The organism is Neochlamydia sp. EPS4 (assembly GCF_000813665.1).
Classification (GTDB): Bacteria; Chlamydiota; Chlamydiia; order Chlamydiales; family Parachlamydiaceae; genus Neochlamydia.
This window is the reverse complement of the sequence record NZ_JSDQ01000074.1, coordinates 1-17,694: the sequence shown is the minus strand read 5'-3', so window position 1 is coordinate 17,694 and position 17,694 is coordinate 1. Positions and strand designations below refer to the sequence as shown.

Sequence of the window (17,694 nt, the reverse complement as noted above, 5' to 3'; positions counted from 1 at the left end):
TATTATTAAGGCAGCCATCCCTGCCCCAGAAAAAAGAGATAGAAGAGCAGACCTAAAAGCTGTACAAGAGCTTAAAGGCCTACTTCCCGATCTGCACTCTCATTTAGCCGATAAGTTTGTTAAAGTAGGCGATCAGTATGTAGGTGCTAAGGAGGCTGCAGAAAAGTTTCTTAGCCAAAATAAGGTAAGCCATAAAGAACATCGTAGCTTTATAGATAAATTCTTACGAGAAAATACTTTTCACAAATTTGTTGATGGAAAAGCTGTTGAACTTAGTCCTGAAGAGTTAGAAGTTTTTAAGCAAAAATTTACCCAGTATGCCACTTATATTTTAGCTGTAAACAATTTAGCTATCTTTGCGCAAGAACAAGATAGAAAAGTTGAGCAAGACCAGGAAAGTTTACCTATTACTCATTCTAAACATAATGCCGAGATTTCTTCCCAAATTGCAAATATAGCGGCTAAAAGGGAGATTGATCCTCAAAAAGTGAAAGCCTTTATCATCCAAGAAAGTACTCGCGATTTTGTAAGGCGCATGAGAAGCATTACAGAGAAGGCTATCCAAGAATATAGAAATAGGCTATATGAGCAACATCAACAAGAGATAAGAGATTACGCCAAACAGCTTATTCTAGAAAAAGAGATTATTAAAAAAGAGCAGACACGTTTCGAGGTGTTACGCCTCCAGCAAAAGATGCAAGAGCAGCGTGAGGAAATTCTAAATAAATCTGTCGAGGTTCTTGTTAATTTAGCAGAGCCTCTACCCTCATCTACTAAGGAAGAGCTAAAAGTGGTTGAAAAGCAAGCTGAAGAGATCCTACCTGGTATTAAATTACGCAAATGGGGGGCAGAACATCAAGTAGAAATAGCCACAAGGCTTATTCCTCCTCTACTCCCTAGAAGAGTAAAAACAAATGCCTGGGTTTAATTTCAAGAGGATAGGTTATATATTCCTCTTAGTTTAAAGGTAAGCATATATTGCTCTCTCTCTCTCCCTCGCCATGGCTGCTTTCTTCTATGGTTTAAATACAAAAACTATTAGCAAATTATTCAAATTTATGATGTGCATGAGAACAGAGAGGCTATCTTTAAGATTTTATAGTAATTTATAAAGAAATCAATGAGTAGGTGGAGACTTTATCTATGGAATTACGAGCCAATGATAATGAAAATTCTTTTTCTTCTCTGTTATGGAACGATCATACCAAGCTAAGTGTTCCTCTTAATAGCTTGGAAAGACCCTTCCATGTATCTCTCAAATAAATAAGAGCCAATTTACTAAGGTGGTGGCAATTGCTAATCAGGGGCTCTAAGGAAGCTTAGTTTGTTATAGGACAGTGCTACGAATGGGGCATCGGTACTTCGCCTTCTTTTACAAAAGCTTTCCATTATTATAATTTAGAAAAAGATTGTCTGCTTGCTTAACATATTTTGCAAATATAGTTTTTGGAAAGCGTATAAAGAGATATCTTTATCTATAAAAGAAACCATGCATGAAACTTTTCATATAGAGAGATTGCAGAAGATCGCAATCTCTCTCTCTCTCTCTCTCTCTATTTTGTTTAGCTTAACATTTTAGAAGCGGTAAAGCTGCTGCAGGCGAGCAATACGATCATCTAGAGGAGGGTGGGAAGCAAACCATTGCATGAGACCTTTTTTAGTCCCTGAGATTTTAAAAGCGTTGATCGCTTCTTGATTTTGATTAGGGTCTTTAACTTCAAAATTGCTTTTCAGGACTTGTAAGGCAGCAATCATAGAAGAAGCACCTACTAAGCGTGCACTTCCTGCATCCGCTCTATATTCGCGATAGCGAGAAAAGCTTGCGACTACTAGGCTGCCTAAAATCATAAAAACGATTTCTAAGCCAAAAACGATCATTTGGTACATAAAAGGAGAAGGTTCCTCATCCCGTTCTTTAGAGAAAGTTTTACTAATACCGTAAGCTACTATCCTTGCAAGGAACATTACAAAAGCATTAATAACCCCCTGTAATAAGGTCATGGTTACCATATCACCGTTAGCTATATGTGTGATTTCATGACCGATGACTGCATCTACTTCATTTTTTTCCATACGCTCTATTAAGCCTGAAGAAACAGCTACTAAGGAATTAGAACGAGAGGGTCCTGTGGCAAAGGCATTAAGTTCAGGAGAATAATAAATACCTACTTCTGGCATTTTAGGTAATCCTGCTTTTTTTGCTAGCTGGTAGACTGTCTCAAGCACCGCACGTTTTTGTAAGTCGGTGGTATGGGGATCGATCATTTCTAATCCGACCATCCATTTGGCCATTACCTTGGATAAGAGTAGAGAAATAACGGCTCCTCCCATCCCCCATAATAAACAGAAAATGGCTAAAGAAGGTAAATTGATCCCTTTTTTCATCAAAAAAGGTTGTAGATTAAAAAAGTAGGTAATGAATGAAATAAAGGCGACAACCAGAAAGTTAACAACCAGGAAAAGAATAATACGTTTAGCTAAGGCCATAAATAGACTCCCATTTTATCAGACGTTCAACGTAATCTTACAATTTAAAGGTTTTAATTGTGAATGGATTTCTGCTTGGGAAGAGCAAGTCTTAAGAAGCAAACCTTCTTGGCTAGAATGTAGCTATTCAGGTTCTTATACTTCAAACTTTTATTAGGCATTAACTTCGCTATTTTAAAAATTTTTTAATTGTTAATTACCCAACACAAGAGCGAATAATTTTCCCACCATTATTTTTCACTTATTTTCTTATGTATAGGTATGTAATGTTCTTAGCCCCTCATTTACTTTGAGCAGTTTGGTAGACATGCTATCCTGCTAAAAGCCTTATCTTTAAGGTTCTATCATGAATTGTTGTGTGTAAAAAAAACAGCTGTTGGTAAATTTCTTGGAAGTAACCGGCAGCGTATTTTTAGATAGGGGGAGACAAATATTCATGCGAAAAATATTGATTTCATCATCCTATTAATCTAAAGCTGCTTTCATTTATCTATTCAGAAAAAGCTGCTACTCATTCTTTTTAGACACTGGATAATATCTTCCATTGTTGCCAATATTTGTGCAGCCCCTCTCCAGTTGACCTGCTCCATTTCATATAGAAAAACTCACAAAATATAAAAGATGCCTGGCAGGGCTAAATCTAATAAAACCAGATTTTAAGAGTGTTAAATCAGAGTTTTTTTATTATAGGAAGCTAAATGCTGATGCCATGCTAAAGCTCCAGCGCCTATAGTGCCGGCGTCTTCAGTGAAGGTGGCGGGTAAAATTTCAAGCGTGGAAGTGGCTGCTTTTAATGCATAATTTTTAACCTTCTTTTTTATATAATCCACTGCTTCGGGTAAGCCATGAATAACACCGCCTCCTAAAATTAATCTTTCAGGATTAAAAACATTAATCATATTGCTACAGCCAATCGTTAAAGCTTCCATGACTTCATGTAGAATTTGGCCTGCTAGGATATCACCTTCCTTGTAGGCTTGAATGACAACCTTTGCTGAGATAGCGGAAATATCTCCATTGGTAAGATCTAATAAAGCTTTTCCTTGAGAGGGATTTTTGTATACCAATTCTTTGGCTTTTTTGGCTATCGACCATCCTGAAGCCATCGCCTCGAAACATCCATGGCTTCCACAGGTGCAAGGTGGACCGTTCATTTGAATAATCGTGTGGCCTAATTCGCCCGCACAATTAGCATAACCAGACATAACTTTGCCTTCATTGACTATGCCGCCGCCAATGCCTGTGCCAACAAATACACATGCAATATTATTGCTGCCTTTCCCTGCGCCATTTAGCCACTCTCCCCAGGTAGCTGCACGTCCATCATTGGTAATCGTCACAGGCAAGGAAGTTACGTCTTCAATCTTTTTCTTTAAGGAAATGTTATGCCAATTTAAATTGGGAGCAAAAACGAGGGAACCATCCTTAGCGCTGACCTGCCCGGGTACACCCATTCCAATCCCGCAGATAAAACTTTTTCCTAAATCATGAAATTCTTGAATCGTTTGAATAATCTCCTGTTCAATCACTTCTTGCTGGCGACTAGCTTGGGTGGAAATTCTTTTTTTGTGATGAATAGTGCCATAACGATCGACCAAGCCTATTTCAATCTTAGTGCCTCCAATATCCATTCCAATTGCATATTTTTTTGCCATGCAGTTAGTCTCCTACTTTAAAAGTTGGATATAGCTAAATAATAATTATAAATAAACAAAGTTATTGGTAATTTTGCCAGTTATCTTTGAATGTTACAAAAACTAGCCTAATCTGGTCCAAATATAAGAACGATGATTAGGAAAGAAAATTTGACTTCAGCTGTTTCCCTAAGCTATCCTGTCGTCTGTAGAAAAAAAAGCAACGCTAGGCTGCCCAGGGGAATGAGAAAATTTTTATGAAAACATTGATAGTAAGGCCTTCATCTCTTTCAGGTGAAATTCAAATTCCTTCTTCTAAGTCACAAACGCAGCGGGCCATCTTATTAGGAGCCTTGGGGAAAAATGTTTCTCTTGTCTACCATTATTTAAATTCTCCCGACTGCCTGGCCATGATGGAAGCTTGCCGTTACCTAGGAGCTAAAATTACTGCTCAAGGCGATCATCTACACATTGAAGGTATCGGAGGAGAAATTTGGGGAGCAGAAAATGTGATTAATGCCCATAATTCTGGTATAGTTTTACGTTTTATTTCTGCCATTGCTGCTTTAGGGAGTCACCCTATAGTCATTACGGGGGATGAGTCAATCCGGCATCAACGTCCTATGCATGTCCTTCTTAAAACTTTAGAGCAATTGGGAGTGCAAGCGATCTCCACGCGAGGAGATGGATTTGCACCTGTGATTATAAAAGGACCTTTAAGGCCAGGCCGTGTTGTTATAGAAGATGGTTCTGACTCTCAAAATATCTCTTCTTTGCTAATGGCTGCTATCTTTTTAAAAGGTACTTTAGAGATAGAGGTGCATCAGACCGGCGAAAGACCTTGGATTGATTTAACTTTAGATTGGCTTAAAAGATTAAAAGTGCCTTATGAAAACCATGGCTATAAAAATTTTAAAGTTCAGGGAATAGGTAGCTATGATGGCTTTGAATATGCAGTACCAGGAGATTGGAGCTCTGCGGCTTTTCCTATAGCTGCTGCTATCGTTAGCCGGTCGGAAGTGGTGCTTAATAACCTTTCTATGCACGATCTGCAAGGGGATAAAGCTATTGTCAAAATTTTTAAACAAATGGGTGCTGGCATAGAGATTGATGAGCAGGCCCACAGCATACATGTCTATCCAAGAGCATCTTTAAAAGGAATTACTGTAGATATCAATGATTGCATAGATGCACTTCCTATCCTTGCTGTCGTGGCTTGCTATGCGGAAGGCCAAACTTCGATTATAAATGCAGCGGTGGCGCGTCAGAAAGAATGTGATCGCATAGCTTGCATAGCTACAGAATTAAATAAAATGGGAGCCCTTATTCAGGAGTCTCACTCGGGCCTCTGTATTACAGGAAATCCCTTAAAGGGAGCCTCTGTTTTTTCTCATAAAGATCATCGGATGGCGATGGCCTTAGCGGTAGCGGGAATGGGTGCAAAAGGTAAGACAGCTATTTATCATTCTAATTGTATTAAAAAAACATACCCAACTTTTGTTCAAGATTTTAAGCGCTTAGGTGCTCATATAGAAGAAGTTTAAAAGTAGCTTTTAAGGAAAATGTTTTTACCGACTAATCTTTTATCGTATGGATAAGGAAATTCTAACATGAATATTATTTTAGCGGGACCGCCACTAACTGGAAAAACAACGTTAGGTAAGCAAGTAGCCTGTAAATTCGGTTGGCCATTCATCGATACCGATAGGTTGGTTGAGAAATATTATAAAAATGAAAAAAATATTGAAATTTCTTGCCGTGAGATCTTTAAGAGGGAAGGGGAGGCTCAATTTCGTGCGTATGAGCAACAAGCTATTTCATCCCTGCAAGGTTATACCCATTCGGTTATTTCTCTAGGTGGAGGAGCTTTAGAAAAGCTAGATAATGTAAGGATTCTTAAAAAAACAGGCGAAATCATTTATATAAAGACTTCTTTGGCACTTTTAGAAAAACGATTATTAGATCATTCACTTCCTTCCTATCTAGAGAATGAAGAAAAGCCTTTGGAAGCTTTTCAGAATCTAGTAAGAAGGCGCTCTCCTTTTTACGAATTATATGCTGACCAAATCATTGAAACATGTTCCTTAAGTGCCTCTCAAATTGTAGCAATTATTTACGAGAGTTATCATGGCCAGTAATTCAATGGGAAATATTTTTAGAATTACCACATGGGGTGAATCCCATGGACCCGCCATCGGGGTAGTTATCGACGGCTGTCCCGCAGGTTTACTGTTGCAAGAAGAAGACATTAACCAAGCATTGGCTTTACGTGCTCCTGGGCATAGTATATACACTTCTCCTCGCCAAGAGAGCGATCGATGTCAAATCTTATCAGGTGTTTTTGATGGTAAAACTACCGGCACTCCCATTTCTATTTTTATTAGAAATAGAGATGTAGACTCTAGCAAATATGAGCCTATCCAGAACCTTTTAAGACCAGGCCATGCTAATTTCACCTATTTAGAAAAATATGGTCTTTTTGACTATCGAGGAGGAGGGCGCTCATCAGCAAGAGAAACAGCCTGTCGCGTGGCAGCAGGAGCGGTGGCTAAAAAATTATTAAAGCATTACGATATTCAGGTTATAGCTTATCTTTTGCAAGTGGCTAATATAGCCGCAAAAGTTTCTTTTTCATCTGATCTTTTCGATAACGTTTATAAAAGCCCTATTTACTGCCCGGATGCAGAAGCTGCTAAATCTATGCAAAAGGCTATCATGCAAGCAAAAGAAGAGGGTGATTCTCTAGGAGGAATAGTGGAATTAAGCGCTCAGAACCTTCCTGTGGGATTAGGAGATCCTATGTATGAGAAGCTGGAAGCCAATTTGGCTAAGGCGATGATGAGTTTGCCTGCTACCAAAGGTTTTGAAATTGGCACAGGCTTTCAAGCAGTGAAGATGCCAGGTTCTATCCATAATGATTCCTTTCAGTATCATCAAGAAAAAATTACCACTGCTACTAATCATGCCGGTGGAACATTGGGGGGTATTTCTACTGGAATGCCTTTAATAGCACGTGTAGTATTTAAGCCTCCCTCAAGTGTGATGAAAGAGATGGCAACTGTTAATAGGCAAGGGGAAGCAGCTACATTTAAGCTGCCGGCAGGCTCGCGTCACGATCCTTGTGTCGCTATTCGGGCCGTGCCGGTAGTGGAAGCTATGGCAGCGCTTGTATTAGCTGACGCTCTTCTTATGAATCGTCTATCGAGGTTAGAGTGATTTGCATAGTCATTTTAGGACCGACCCTAGAAGAAGCACGCTTGCAAATTCAGCAAGCCAGCTTGCATGCTGACTTAATTGAACTGCGTTTAGATTATTTTATTCATCGCGAGCCTACTACCCTTAAAAGTTTATTAAAGGAATTTCCTTTACCGATGATTTTTACTCTGCGTTCTAAATCGCAGGGAGGTCATTATCCTTACGATGAAAAAACCCGTTTACAAGAAATAAAGTGCTTGGCTGCTTGTAATCCTGCCTATTTAGATATTGAAGCAGATGTGCCTCATGCTTTTATAAAGCAAATAAGCCAGGACCAGCCGGGCATTAAATTGATTATCTCTTACCACCATTTTAAAGATATTCCTGTAAATCTGAAAGATATTTTAGATAAATTGCCTGTCATAAAAAATGGAATCTACAAAATCGCTACTCATTCCTTTTGTACTGCTGATGCATTAAAACAAATGCACGAGGCTAAAAATCAGCAAAACATCATTTCCATTAGCATGGGAGAAGATGGGCAAATAAGTCGAATTTTAGCTCCAGTTGTTGGAAGCCCAATAACTTATGCTAGCTTAGATGAGAAGTGTAAAGCAGCACCAGGCCAGCTACCTGCCCAGCAGCTGAGGGAAATCTATGGCTATAAAGCTTTAAACCCTCAAACGGCGCTATACGGGCTAATCGGAGATCCTGTAGCAGCTAGCATCAGCCATCTCACTCACAATGCTCTTATGCAAGCTCTTAATTTAAATGCTGTTTATGTAAAAATGCGAGTAAAACCCCAAGAGCTTAAAGTTTGTTTGAATCTCATGAAAAAATTAGGATTTCAAGGGTTAAGTGTCACCATGCCGCTTAAAGAAAAAATTATAAGCTTGTTAGATCAGGTGGATGAGGAAGCTCTCGCGATTGGGGCTGTAAATACTTTGCTATTAAAAGACGGGCAATGGATAGGCTACAATACGGATGGCAAGGGTGCTTTAGAAAGTATAGAAACGTGGGGAGCCGTTAAGGATAAGAAAATTATTCTTTTAGGAGCCGGGGGTGCTGCCCGTGCGATTGCTTTTGAAGCACGGCGCAAAGGAGCGGCACTCATCATTTTAAACCGTACTATCCAAAAGGCTGAGCAGCTAGCTGATGATTTTGGTGGCCAAGCGGGAAGCTTGGAAATGATGCAGGCATGTTTTCAAGCTGGCTATGACATCTTAATTAACTGCACTTCGCACTCCTTTCCTATAGCTCCTAGCAATCTTAGCAAAGAAGCGCTTGTTATGGATATTACTTCCAATCCTAAAGATACTGCTTTTTTAAAAGGCGCCATCAAGAGAGGCTGCCGCATTGTATATGGATATCAGATGTTTATTAGACAGGCCGTCAAACAGTTTAAGCTTTGGTTTCCTGAAAAAATTGATGAAAAAGATGCTTTAGAAATTTTAGAAAAGAAAGCTTTAGAATCCTTATTTGTTAAGTAAATTGTTTAAAAGTTAATTTGTATGATTGCCTATCCCTCTTTATTTTTGATCTGACCCATCTGATTAATTTACTGTGTAATTTCTTGATGTATTGCCTAGTCTTTGCTATCATATTACCTGCTGGGTAAAAAGAACATTTAATTAAGATAAGGCTTGTTGATGGCAGATTCTCTAGAGTTTATAGGTATATCCAAAGAATTTGGTAATGTAAAAGCCCTTCAAGATGTTACTTTTTCAATCAAGAAAGGAGAGTTCTTCTCTCTCTTAGGTCCTAGTGGCTGTGGTAAAACCTCTTTGCTGCGTATTGTAGCAGGTTTTGAACGTCCCACCCAAGGAAAGATTCTTTTAGATGGGCAAGATATTACTCATATTCCTCCTCATCAACGTCCTGTTAATACTGTCTTTCAAAATTATGCACTTTTCCCTCATCTTAATATTTGGGAAAATATTGCTTTTGGTCTACGTGTAGCTAAAAGGTCTCAAAAGGAAATCGATTTTGAAGTAGACCGCATGCTGCATTTGATTCAGCTTAAAGAATTAGCCTATAAAATGCCTGATCAAATTAGCGGAGGGCAGAAGCAACGCGTAGCTATAGCAAGAGCATTAATCAATAAACCACGCGTCTTATTGCTAGATGAACCTTTGGCAGCGTTAGATCTTAAATTGCGTCAAAAAATGCTACTGGAATTAGATTTGATTCATGATGAGGTAGGTATTACCTTTTTATTTATTACCCATGATCAGACTGAAGCGATGGCGGTGAGCGATCGTATTGCTGTTTTGCGCCAAGGTAGCCTTGAACAAATTGGAACTCCTATTGAACTCTATGAAGCTCCTAAGAGCAGCTTTGTAGCAGCTTTCATTGGCGATACTAATTTTTTGGACGGCCATGTAGCTGAAAAAGTTTCTCATGACTACAGTCTTTTAACGTTAGATAATTTTCCCAATGTTCTTTGCTTTAATGATAAACAGCTTAATGTGGGAGATCTTGTCCATCTGAGTGTGCGGCCGGAGAAAATGCATATCTCTCGAGAGCAATCTCCTCATCATCCTCGTCATAATCAGGTACCCGGAGTGGTTGAAGACGTGGTATATAAGGGAGCGCATACAAACTTCTGGGTAAGAGTTGAAGGCCATCGCATTGCTGTTACTCAGCAACACCGCCGCTTTTTACTTGATGAGCATCCTATTCGTTGGAATGATAAAGTGTGGATATGGTGGCACGCGGATGATGGCTTTATTTTAGAGAGATACAATCCTCAAGTTTCCATTGAAAAGCAGGGCGAATAAGATGAAGAAGGCTAAGTTAGAAGAGCTTGCTCTAACCATACCCTCTTTTCTATGGCTCATTATTTTCTTTTTTATTCCTACGCTTGTAATCTTTACTTTTGCCTTTAAGCCTAGCGATCCTTTTGGAGGCATAGGAGAGGGATGGACCTTAGAGAATATTTATACTTTGTTAGACGCTAGCTACTTATTGTTAATATGGCGAACTGTTTGGTTGAGTGTGCTAACTACAGTCTTCTGCCTTGCTTGTGCACTTCCGGTTGGCTATCAGCTTGCTCGTGCTTCCACAAGAACACGTCAGCTTATCTTATTATTAATTATTGTGCCTTTTTGGAGCAGTTTTCTTGTTCGTATTTTTGCCTGGAAAGCTTTATTGCATCCCGAAGGCTTTTTTAAAAATTTCTTAGTGCAATTACATCTTGCAGATCCCTCCGTATCCCTGCTTTATAATTCCGGAACGGTTCTATTAGTGATGGTCTATACCTATTTGCCGTTTGCTGTTCTACCCATCTATGCTTCAGCTTCAAAATTTAACTTTCAATTGCTTGAAGCTGCAGCAGATTTAGGTTCTACTAGGCTCTATGCCTTTGTGAAAGTTTTTCTCCCCTCTATTCGAAAAGGACTGGGAACAGCTACCTTAATGGTGTTTATTCCTGCTATCGGTGCTTATGTGATTCCTGATCTAGTAGGAGGGACGCAAAGTGAAATGATAGGTAATAAGATCGCTCAGCGTACTTTTATAGATCGCAATCTTCCTTTAGCAAGTGGCTTATCGGCGTTACTCTCCATCATTATCCTACTGCCCATGAGTATCTTTACCCTTATACAAAGTAAAGCTAAGAGATTAAGCTTTGAAGGGCGAGTAAAAGAATGAAAAAAAGCCGGTTCCCTTTTATCATTACTATTATCGTTTTGATTTTTCTTTATCTTCCTATTATTGTGCTTTTTATTAATTCTTTTAATGATTCGCGTTTTGGGGGAGAATGGGCGGGATTTACCTGGAAATGGTATGAACGTCTTTTACGCGAGCGAGCCTTGTGGCAATCTTTTCGCAACTCGTTAATTGTAGCCTTAAGCGCTACTTTTGCCTCTTCAATTCTAGGGACGACAGCAGCTCTAGCCCTTTATCGCTATAAGACGCGCTTTCAAAAAGCCCATTATGGTTTAGTTTATGTGCCTTTAGTCATCCCAGATATTTTGACAGGGATGAGCTTGCTGTTATTGTTTATGGCTTTAAATATTAAACTAGGTTTGTTTACGGTGTTTATCACCCATACAACCTTTTGCCTTAGTTATGTGACGATGGTGATATTAGCTCGCCTGCAAAATTTTGACTTCTCCATTATTGAAGCCGCCCAAGATTTGGGAGCTAGCAGTTGGACGGTATTTCGCAAAGTTCTTATTCCTTTGCTTGCTCCAGGCATTGCGGCAGGCGCCATGTTAGCTTTTACTCTTTCTATAGACGATTTTGTCATTACTTTTTTTGTGGTAGGCCAAGGGACAACCACTCTACCTATCTACATCTATAGTATGATAAAATATGGATCCACCCCTGTGATTAATGCATTATCGGTAATTTTATTGATCTTTACTTTTATAATTATTTGGCTGACACAGCATTTGTCAGAGGAGTAGTATGAGAAAGTGGCTGTTTTTTATAATCGCCTTTGTCTATTTAGCCATTCTGGTCACCACTTGCAGTACCCCTGAGAATGAACTGCATTTGTACATTTGGGCCGATTACATTAAACCTGAGCTTATTGAAAAATTTGAGCAAGAGCATAATTGCCGAATCGTATACGATACTTTTGATAGCAATGAGTCCATGTACGCCAGATTAAAGTTAGGCGTTACAGGATATGATGTGATCTTTCCTAGTGGCTATACCTATGAGTTGATGCTGCAGCAAAAAATGTTGAATCCTATCCCTATCAGCTCACTTTCCTATTTAAAGAACCTTACTCCTCATTATACGCCTGAAAAGTTTGAGGAGGGTAGTGTCATCTATGGAGTACCTTTTGCGATGAGCTACAGTGGGATTGCTTATCGGAAAGATAAAATTAAAGTGGAAGATCAAAGTTGGGGAATATTTGGTCGATTGGATATGCGAGGGCGTATGACCATGCTTAACGACCTGCGGGAAACATTAGGTGCAGCTCTAAAATATTTAGGCTTTAGCGCCAATAGCACAAATAGAGAAGAGATTAATCAAGCGGTTGATCAGCTGCTTGTATGGAAGAAAAATCTAGCTAAATTTGAAAGTGAACAGAATAAACATGGAATCGCTAGTGCTGAATACATTGTATCGCAAGGATACAATGGCGATATGCTCCAGGTTATGAGGGAAAATAGTCACGTAGGATTCTTTATCCCTCAGGAAGGCTCTATCATTTCGCTTGATTATGCTGTTGTTCCTCAACACGCTCCTAATCCTAGCCTAGCACATGCTTTTATTAATTTCTTATTGGAAGGAGCGGTAGCTGCAGAAAATATGCAATTCACTTGTTTTCCTTCACCCAACCAAGCTGCTTATGCTCTTTTACCTAAAGAATTGCAGGAAAATCCCTCTCTTTTTCCTCCTCAAGCAATATTAGATAAATCCGAGGTACTGAGATATTTAGGAAAAGATGGCGACCTTTATAATCAAGCTTGGGATAAAGTTAAAAAGAGTTAAACTTAACCCGAGAAGCTTGCTAATGAGAAGGCTAGAAATTATGAAAAAGAAAATGAGTTAGGCCTATAGAGCAGTTTCATCCTATGGAAATAAAACTCATAAAAACTTAATTTAACTTAAGAATTTTCCTCCCGCCTTTTGCTTTAGAAAGAAAAAATAGAAATTTTTTCTAATGAAGGAAGTTAATCAACCGCAGAAAAGCTTTTCAGGTTCTTCTTTTCTTTTTGCGCAAAAAGCAAGATAATCCTGCACAGAGTCTTTGAAAGCCTGCTCTAGTTCATCAGCTGTTTTTCCCTGAAATGTAATAACATCTCTTATTCCAAGAACTTCTCCGTGAAAAATCTTGGCTTCATCATCATAGACGACATGACCCGTATATCCTTTATGTTTCATCATGGTTTTACTCCTGCATTTTCTAAGGAACGCCGCATCGAAACTAGAGCGCCTTTATCAGTCTCTTTTTTAGAATAAAGACGGTGGAAAGTAGCCCGTATGCCATTTAATGCAAATCGTATGCGCGCTCCTTCTCCCGCGGTAATCTCCGCCTCAATATGAGGTTGTAGAGCTTCTCTATCTTTCCAGACAACATTTAATTAAACAGGCTGTTTAAAAATCGCTTGGAGGGTACGCTGATCTTTCTTGCTCCTATCCTATATGGTACTAAACGGTGGTGTGGTTTTACAATCGGAAAATTTATGAGCTCATGAGGAACCAAACAGGGAGGATGAATGGCGCTAAACGAAAACACTTCTAAATAGGTGCCGTAGTTGCCATCAGTGGTTGCAGCATAAAGTGACTTAAGATAATGAGAACAGGCTCATATCATAGTCTCGGATGTAGGTCCAGGGGACCTAACTTTCTTCCTTCTTTACATCTCCTAGGTTTTAGCTTCTTGTACGATTTGCTAAAGCAAAGGGATTCAAAAGAATAAAAGTTTTTAAAGGAATAGACTAAAGAGAAAAAGCCAAAGCAAGATGGTTGCATGGCTTTAAGCCCCATGGGCTTATCAATGATAAAAGTCCACTTTATCTTTAAAAATCATTGCCGCGAATTTTTCAGGGTTTCTAGAATCGATAGCGTATTAAAAGACGAGGTATGAAAGCCATTTAGGCAGGATTGTATTTTATTTGATGAAGAGAAAGAGAGAAAGCTTATAAGCTTGGTTTAAATTTATCAAAAAGCATAAGTCTAGTATTGAACAAAAGTTGATCTCGCTTAATAATAAAATTTTGCTAGGTAAAAGCTCAATGTTTAAAAACAGTAGAGACTTAATTTAAAAATATTTTTTACTGGGCAAGTAGATTAAAAAAATATAAAGGAAGGCCGAGCCTTAACCTAACTTGAAGCTATCTAAGTTTTCCTATCCAATTAAGTATCGCCCTTCTTGCACCGTAAGAACGGTAACACCATAGGGCTCTACTGCCTCCTTTAATACATCGACATGCTTCTCATCTGTAAAGGCAAATTGTATATCTTTGCCAAGTTCCGCATGACCAGTAACTAGGCTTTCTCCTTTACCATCTAGCTGATAGTTTTTCGAATTAATGGTGCTAGAAGCCCATACTAGCGGAAAAGAATTCTTAATTAGAGATGCCTGGATAGGGGATAACTCTAAAGGTTTTACTTGATTAAACAGTTTAAGAATCTTTCGTATCTCTTGCACTTGGCTTCTTAATAAGTTCTTTAAAGTGATTGTTTGAGTGCTATTTAGATTAGGTAATCCTTTAAAGATTTCTATTAAATCTTCATCCTTAGGAATCCTTATTTTTCTTGCTTTATAGATTCTTTTTCCCCCACCTTCTATTTCGACTAAGATAGTATAATTGTAGCTATCTTCTTGGGCGGCGGCCTCGCAAACCATTCCTAGTTTCCTCTCTCCAGAAGATCGAGGAATTACTACAATTTGTCCTTTGATTAAGATTTCTTTCTCATTAATTTTTCTGCCACGTTTGGGAAAAGGAATCCCAATTAATTTTCCTTTTGCTTCCCATCCTTCTTCTAAAGGGGATTTTTGGAAGATAGTTTCTGCTTGTAAAGCTTTTGCTAAAATTTTTGTTCGAATATGGTGCTTTAACCTAGGCCATCGAGTAGGATGCTGGTTCATCAATATTAATCTTAATACAGCTATTTTTAAACGATTGGTACTTAATCCAAGCATAGGATCAAAATTCAAAATTTTCTCTATTTCTTTTTGAGTATCAAATAAAGAGCGGGATTTTTGCGCGTAAGCCCAACAGGTTTCAAAGCCCTTCATAGCCATTCCTGATAAATTTTCCTTATTCACTGCTACCGGAGATATTCCTAACCCGAGCTCACCTGTGAGAGGAGCAAGTTTGTAATGTAATAAAATACTAGTGGATACTAAGGTAGGTGCTTTAAAAATTTGTTTCCCCGTTTTATCGGCTATTTGAGCAATCCTTTGCATTAAAGGTAGAGCGGCAGAGCGAGAGCTTGTTATCCATTGAATTTTCTTTCCTTTCATTTTTCTATGCAGGGTTTGATTAGTAGAAAAAATTTCTTTACGATAAGCTTGCAGGGTAGTTTTTAAATAAATTTTATCTTTAAGCTTTTCAGGGGGAATGCCTTTATGGTTCAAATAATGCTGAAATCTAGCCAGAATAAAGCTTTGCTTCTCTTCCATTTTATTAGTGTAGACATTCTCTTCAGGTTTTAATATGAAAGAGTTCATTTCTTCCAATTTTTCATTTAAAGCTAAACTAGAAAGCTGATGCTCAAGGGCGGTAAATTCAAAAATAAGCCCCACAGCTTTATTCTGACTGGTTAACTTACTCAATGCATCTGCCAGTTGGACTCCTAAAGGATTTTCAGAAGATAGGCTAGTCTGTATTCTACTTATTCTTTCTATTTCCACTTCCATTCTTTCAAATGTTTCAAAATTCAACTCTTCAAAAGATTTTCCAGAAACATAAGTAGAAAATTTAAAAAGGTCATTAATATTTATCTTTTCTTTAAGGTTCCTAGGAGATCTTAAAATATTTTTAGAGGTAGGTGATACTGGATACCTGATGGGTGGGTTTTTCTTTAAGCCCTGGAGTCTACCATTTTCTTTAGGGGAAAGGGGAAGAACTAAATTTTTGGGATTTAAAATCTTTTTGCCCTTTATCGAAATTTTATTATCAAAGGGTGAACTATTTGCAGGAGAAATAACGACAATCACGTTTTTTCCTTTAAGGCCCTTTTCAAGCCAAACACGAGCAGCAATATTCTGAAAACATACTTTTAGCAGCACACCATAGATTAAGCAAATCAAGCGTTTAAGTGGATTAAATGCTTTGCTTTTATCTTTTAAAATGGCTAGGCGAACCTCTTTACCCTTCCAATTAGCAATTACTTCTTGTTGGAGAGAATAAGCATGCTTTTTGTAGCAAAAATTCTCTTCATTGCCACTCATTTCAACTTGCTCGTATGTTAGAGCCATAAATAATCCTTTCTCTTAGTGATGGAAGCTAAACACGATAATGCTAAAGACATAAGCGCTTGCTCTAATTTTAGCAAAAATCTTAAGTAAAAGCCTTGTTTTAGGCAATAAATTAGTTTAGGTAAAAATGTATTTTTTTAACTAATTTTATAGCTCTACAGCTTGAAAAATTAAAAAAAAACATAAATAATGATTATTATCATTAGCTGCTTTATGAGATGTCCATTCGGTCGATTGTTTGTCCCTGGTAAATTCTTTATCGATTTTCTTTCTCATCATGGCATACTAATCATTTTTGTTGCTAGAGGGGACAGTTTGGAAGGTGCCTAGCATTTCAATGAAAGTCTGTTATATTAAATTTTTATTTTTAAAAAAGAATCAAACCTTTATATTTGGCCGTCATCTGCAGTGGTTCTCTGTAGTGGATATAAGGAAAGTGGCAAGAAAAAGTAAGAAATGATGACTACAACTCACAATGTGCAAATATTATTAATTTTTATAAAAGGCAGTTAAATTAATGATTTCAGAGACTTCCCCTATAAAGTCTGTTAGATCTTTTGAGTGGCAAGGGAAAGGGGATAAAACACTTACCTATGGAAAAATTGATCTAAAGATATGCCACGAACTTGAACTTCCAGATTTATGCCGTGTAAGGTTAGTGTGTAAGGAATGGAAACAAATTGTAGAAGCGACTGATTTATGGAAAAAAACTTGTCGTAATAATTTTAAATTTAAAGATGTCGGTAAAAAACAACCTGGTAGTCTTGAAGATAAGAATGTAACCTCTAAAAGCTTCAGCTCCCTGGCTTCTCTCTCTCCAGAGATTCGTGAACAAACTCTCCTTTCTTTTGATGATTTAGCACGCGATGAAATAAGGAAGCTCCTAGAAAAAGATGCCATTTTATCAAAAGGCAATCTTGAAAAAGCAGAAGAAGCCTACACGCGAGCTTTGAAACTTGCCGTTAAAAATGAAGATCTTCTTTCAGAAAGCTTTTGCATAGAAAGATTAGGGGATATTTATACCGTAAAAGGAACTCAACAAGCCCTTCTTCAAGCAGCAGGTTTTTATAATTATGCTTTACGCCGGTTCTCTGCAGGACAAGAGGAAATGATCAGAAAAAAACTATGGGAAGTCGAGAATTTTCTAGCCAAGCTGTGGGAGGGAAAACCTTTAGACTATCGTCTACTTAAGAAGCAATTTGAAGATAATCGGCTAAAATTAAAGGATTTTAGAAGCGAGATAGAGAAACAAACTTGCAACTTATCAGAAAACCCTTCTTCTCAGGAAGTTAAAGATCTTTATAGTGAGATCGCTCGTCAGGTAAAAGCTTTCTTTAAAATTCTTGTAGAGCAGAGTGTTGGTACCGTAGGAACTGCGCCTTGTGAATATGCCATGATAGGCTTTGGTTCCTTAGCTAGAGAAGAGATGACACCTTATTCCGATTTAGAGTTTGGCATTCTTATAAAAAAGGATACCTTAATAAATAA

Annotated in this window: 14 protein-coding genes and 1 pseudogene; 10 read left to right on the top strand and 5 right to left on the bottom strand. The window is 38.1% G+C overall.

From position 1 onward, the window contains the following. On the top strand, positions 1-928 hold a 928-nt coding region (locus DB42_RS11435; RefSeq protein WP_044882455.1), incomplete at its 5' end, for a hypothetical protein. Between the two features lie 647 nt (positions 929-1,575). Here the strand turns inward: DB42_RS11435 and htpX are convergent. After that, positions 1,576-2,487, bottom strand: coding sequence for a protease HtpX (gene htpX, locus DB42_RS07660; RefSeq protein WP_044882454.1), 912 nt, complete (start codon positions 2,485-2,487; stop codon positions 1,576-1,578). A 665-nt stretch (positions 2,488-3,152) separates the two neighbouring features. Further along, positions 3,153-4,142: an ROK family protein gene (locus DB42_RS07655; RefSeq protein ID WP_044882453.1), complete on the bottom strand. Its 990-nt coding sequence runs from the start codon at positions 4,140-4,142 to the stop codon at positions 3,153-3,155. Between the two features lie 236 nt (positions 4,143-4,378). Here DB42_RS07655 and aroA point away from each other — a divergent pair, with 236 nt between their 5' ends. The 8 genes from aroA (at position 4,379) to DB42_RS07615 (ending at position 12,767) form a co-directional block, all read left to right on the top strand. After that, on the top strand, positions 4,379-5,665 hold the full coding sequence (gene aroA / locus DB42_RS07650; protein ID WP_044882452.1) for a 3-phosphoshikimate 1-carboxyvinyltransferase: 1,287 nt from the start codon (positions 4,379-4,381) through the stop codon (positions 5,663-5,665). 66 nt (positions 5,666-5,731) lie between these two features. Then, a complete protein-coding gene (locus DB42_RS07645; protein ID WP_044882451.1) occupies positions 5,732-6,259 on the top strand; it encodes a shikimate kinase in 528 nt (175 codons plus the stop codon). Next, on the top strand, positions 6,249-7,337 hold the full coding sequence (gene aroC, locus DB42_RS07640; RefSeq protein ID WP_044882450.1) for a chorismate synthase: 1,089 nt from the start codon (positions 6,249-6,251) through the stop codon (positions 7,335-7,337). The genes DB42_RS07645 and aroC overlap by 11 nt, the downstream gene beginning before the upstream one ends. Beyond that, the gene (aroE, locus tag DB42_RS07635) at positions 7,334-8,806 is read left to right on the top strand and encodes a shikimate dehydrogenase (RefSeq protein WP_052436072.1); all 1,473 of its coding nucleotides are present in this window, start codon (positions 7,334-7,336) and stop codon (positions 8,804-8,806) included. Before aroC ends, aroE begins: the two co-directional genes overlap by 4 nt. 159 nt (positions 8,807-8,965) lie before the next feature. Continuing rightward, positions 8,966-10,096 (top strand): ABC transporter ATP-binding protein, encoded by a 1,131-nt coding sequence (locus DB42_RS07630; RefSeq protein ID WP_044882449.1) that lies wholly within the window; start codon positions 8,966-8,968, stop codon positions 10,094-10,096. A gap of 1 nt (position 10,097) precedes the next feature. Next, entirely contained in the window at positions 10,098-10,967 is an 870-nt protein-coding gene (locus DB42_RS07625; protein WP_044882448.1) for an ABC transporter permease, read from the top strand. Continuing rightward, positions 10,964-11,728, top strand: a complete 765-nt coding sequence (locus DB42_RS07620; protein WP_039384343.1) for an ABC transporter permease — start codon at positions 10,964-10,966, stop codon at positions 11,726-11,728. Before DB42_RS07625 ends, DB42_RS07620 begins: the two co-directional genes overlap by 4 nt. A gap of 1 nt (position 11,729) precedes the next feature. Further along, a complete protein-coding gene (locus DB42_RS07615) occupies positions 11,730-12,767 on the top strand; it encodes a PotD/PotF family extracellular solute-binding protein (protein WP_044882447.1) in 1,038 nt (345 codons plus the stop codon). 189 nt (positions 12,768-12,956) lie between these two features. Here DB42_RS07615 and DB42_RS07610 read toward each other — a convergent pair. The 3 genes and pseudogenes from DB42_RS07610 to DB42_RS11725 form a co-directional block, all read right to left on the bottom strand. Then, positions 12,957-13,163 (bottom strand): annotated as a pseudogene (locus tag DB42_RS07610) (type II toxin-antitoxin system HicB family antitoxin); the annotation flags it as partial. A gap of 964 nt (positions 13,164-14,127) precedes the next feature. Then, positions 14,128-16,206: a hypothetical protein gene (locus DB42_RS07605; protein WP_044882446.1), complete on the bottom strand. Its 2,079-nt coding sequence runs from the start codon at positions 16,204-16,206 to the stop codon at positions 14,128-14,130. Positions 16,207-16,353: 147 nt separating this feature from the next. Next, on the bottom strand, positions 16,354-16,485 hold the full coding sequence (locus DB42_RS11725; protein WP_255359364.1) for a hypothetical protein: 132 nt from the start codon (positions 16,483-16,485) through the stop codon (positions 16,354-16,356). Between the two features lie 238 nt (positions 16,486-16,723). Here DB42_RS11725 and DB42_RS07600 point away from each other — a divergent pair. Continuing rightward, a partial coding sequence (locus DB42_RS07600) for an F-box-like domain-containing protein (protein WP_044882445.1) occupies positions 16,724-17,694 on the top strand: 971 nt, incomplete at its 3' end.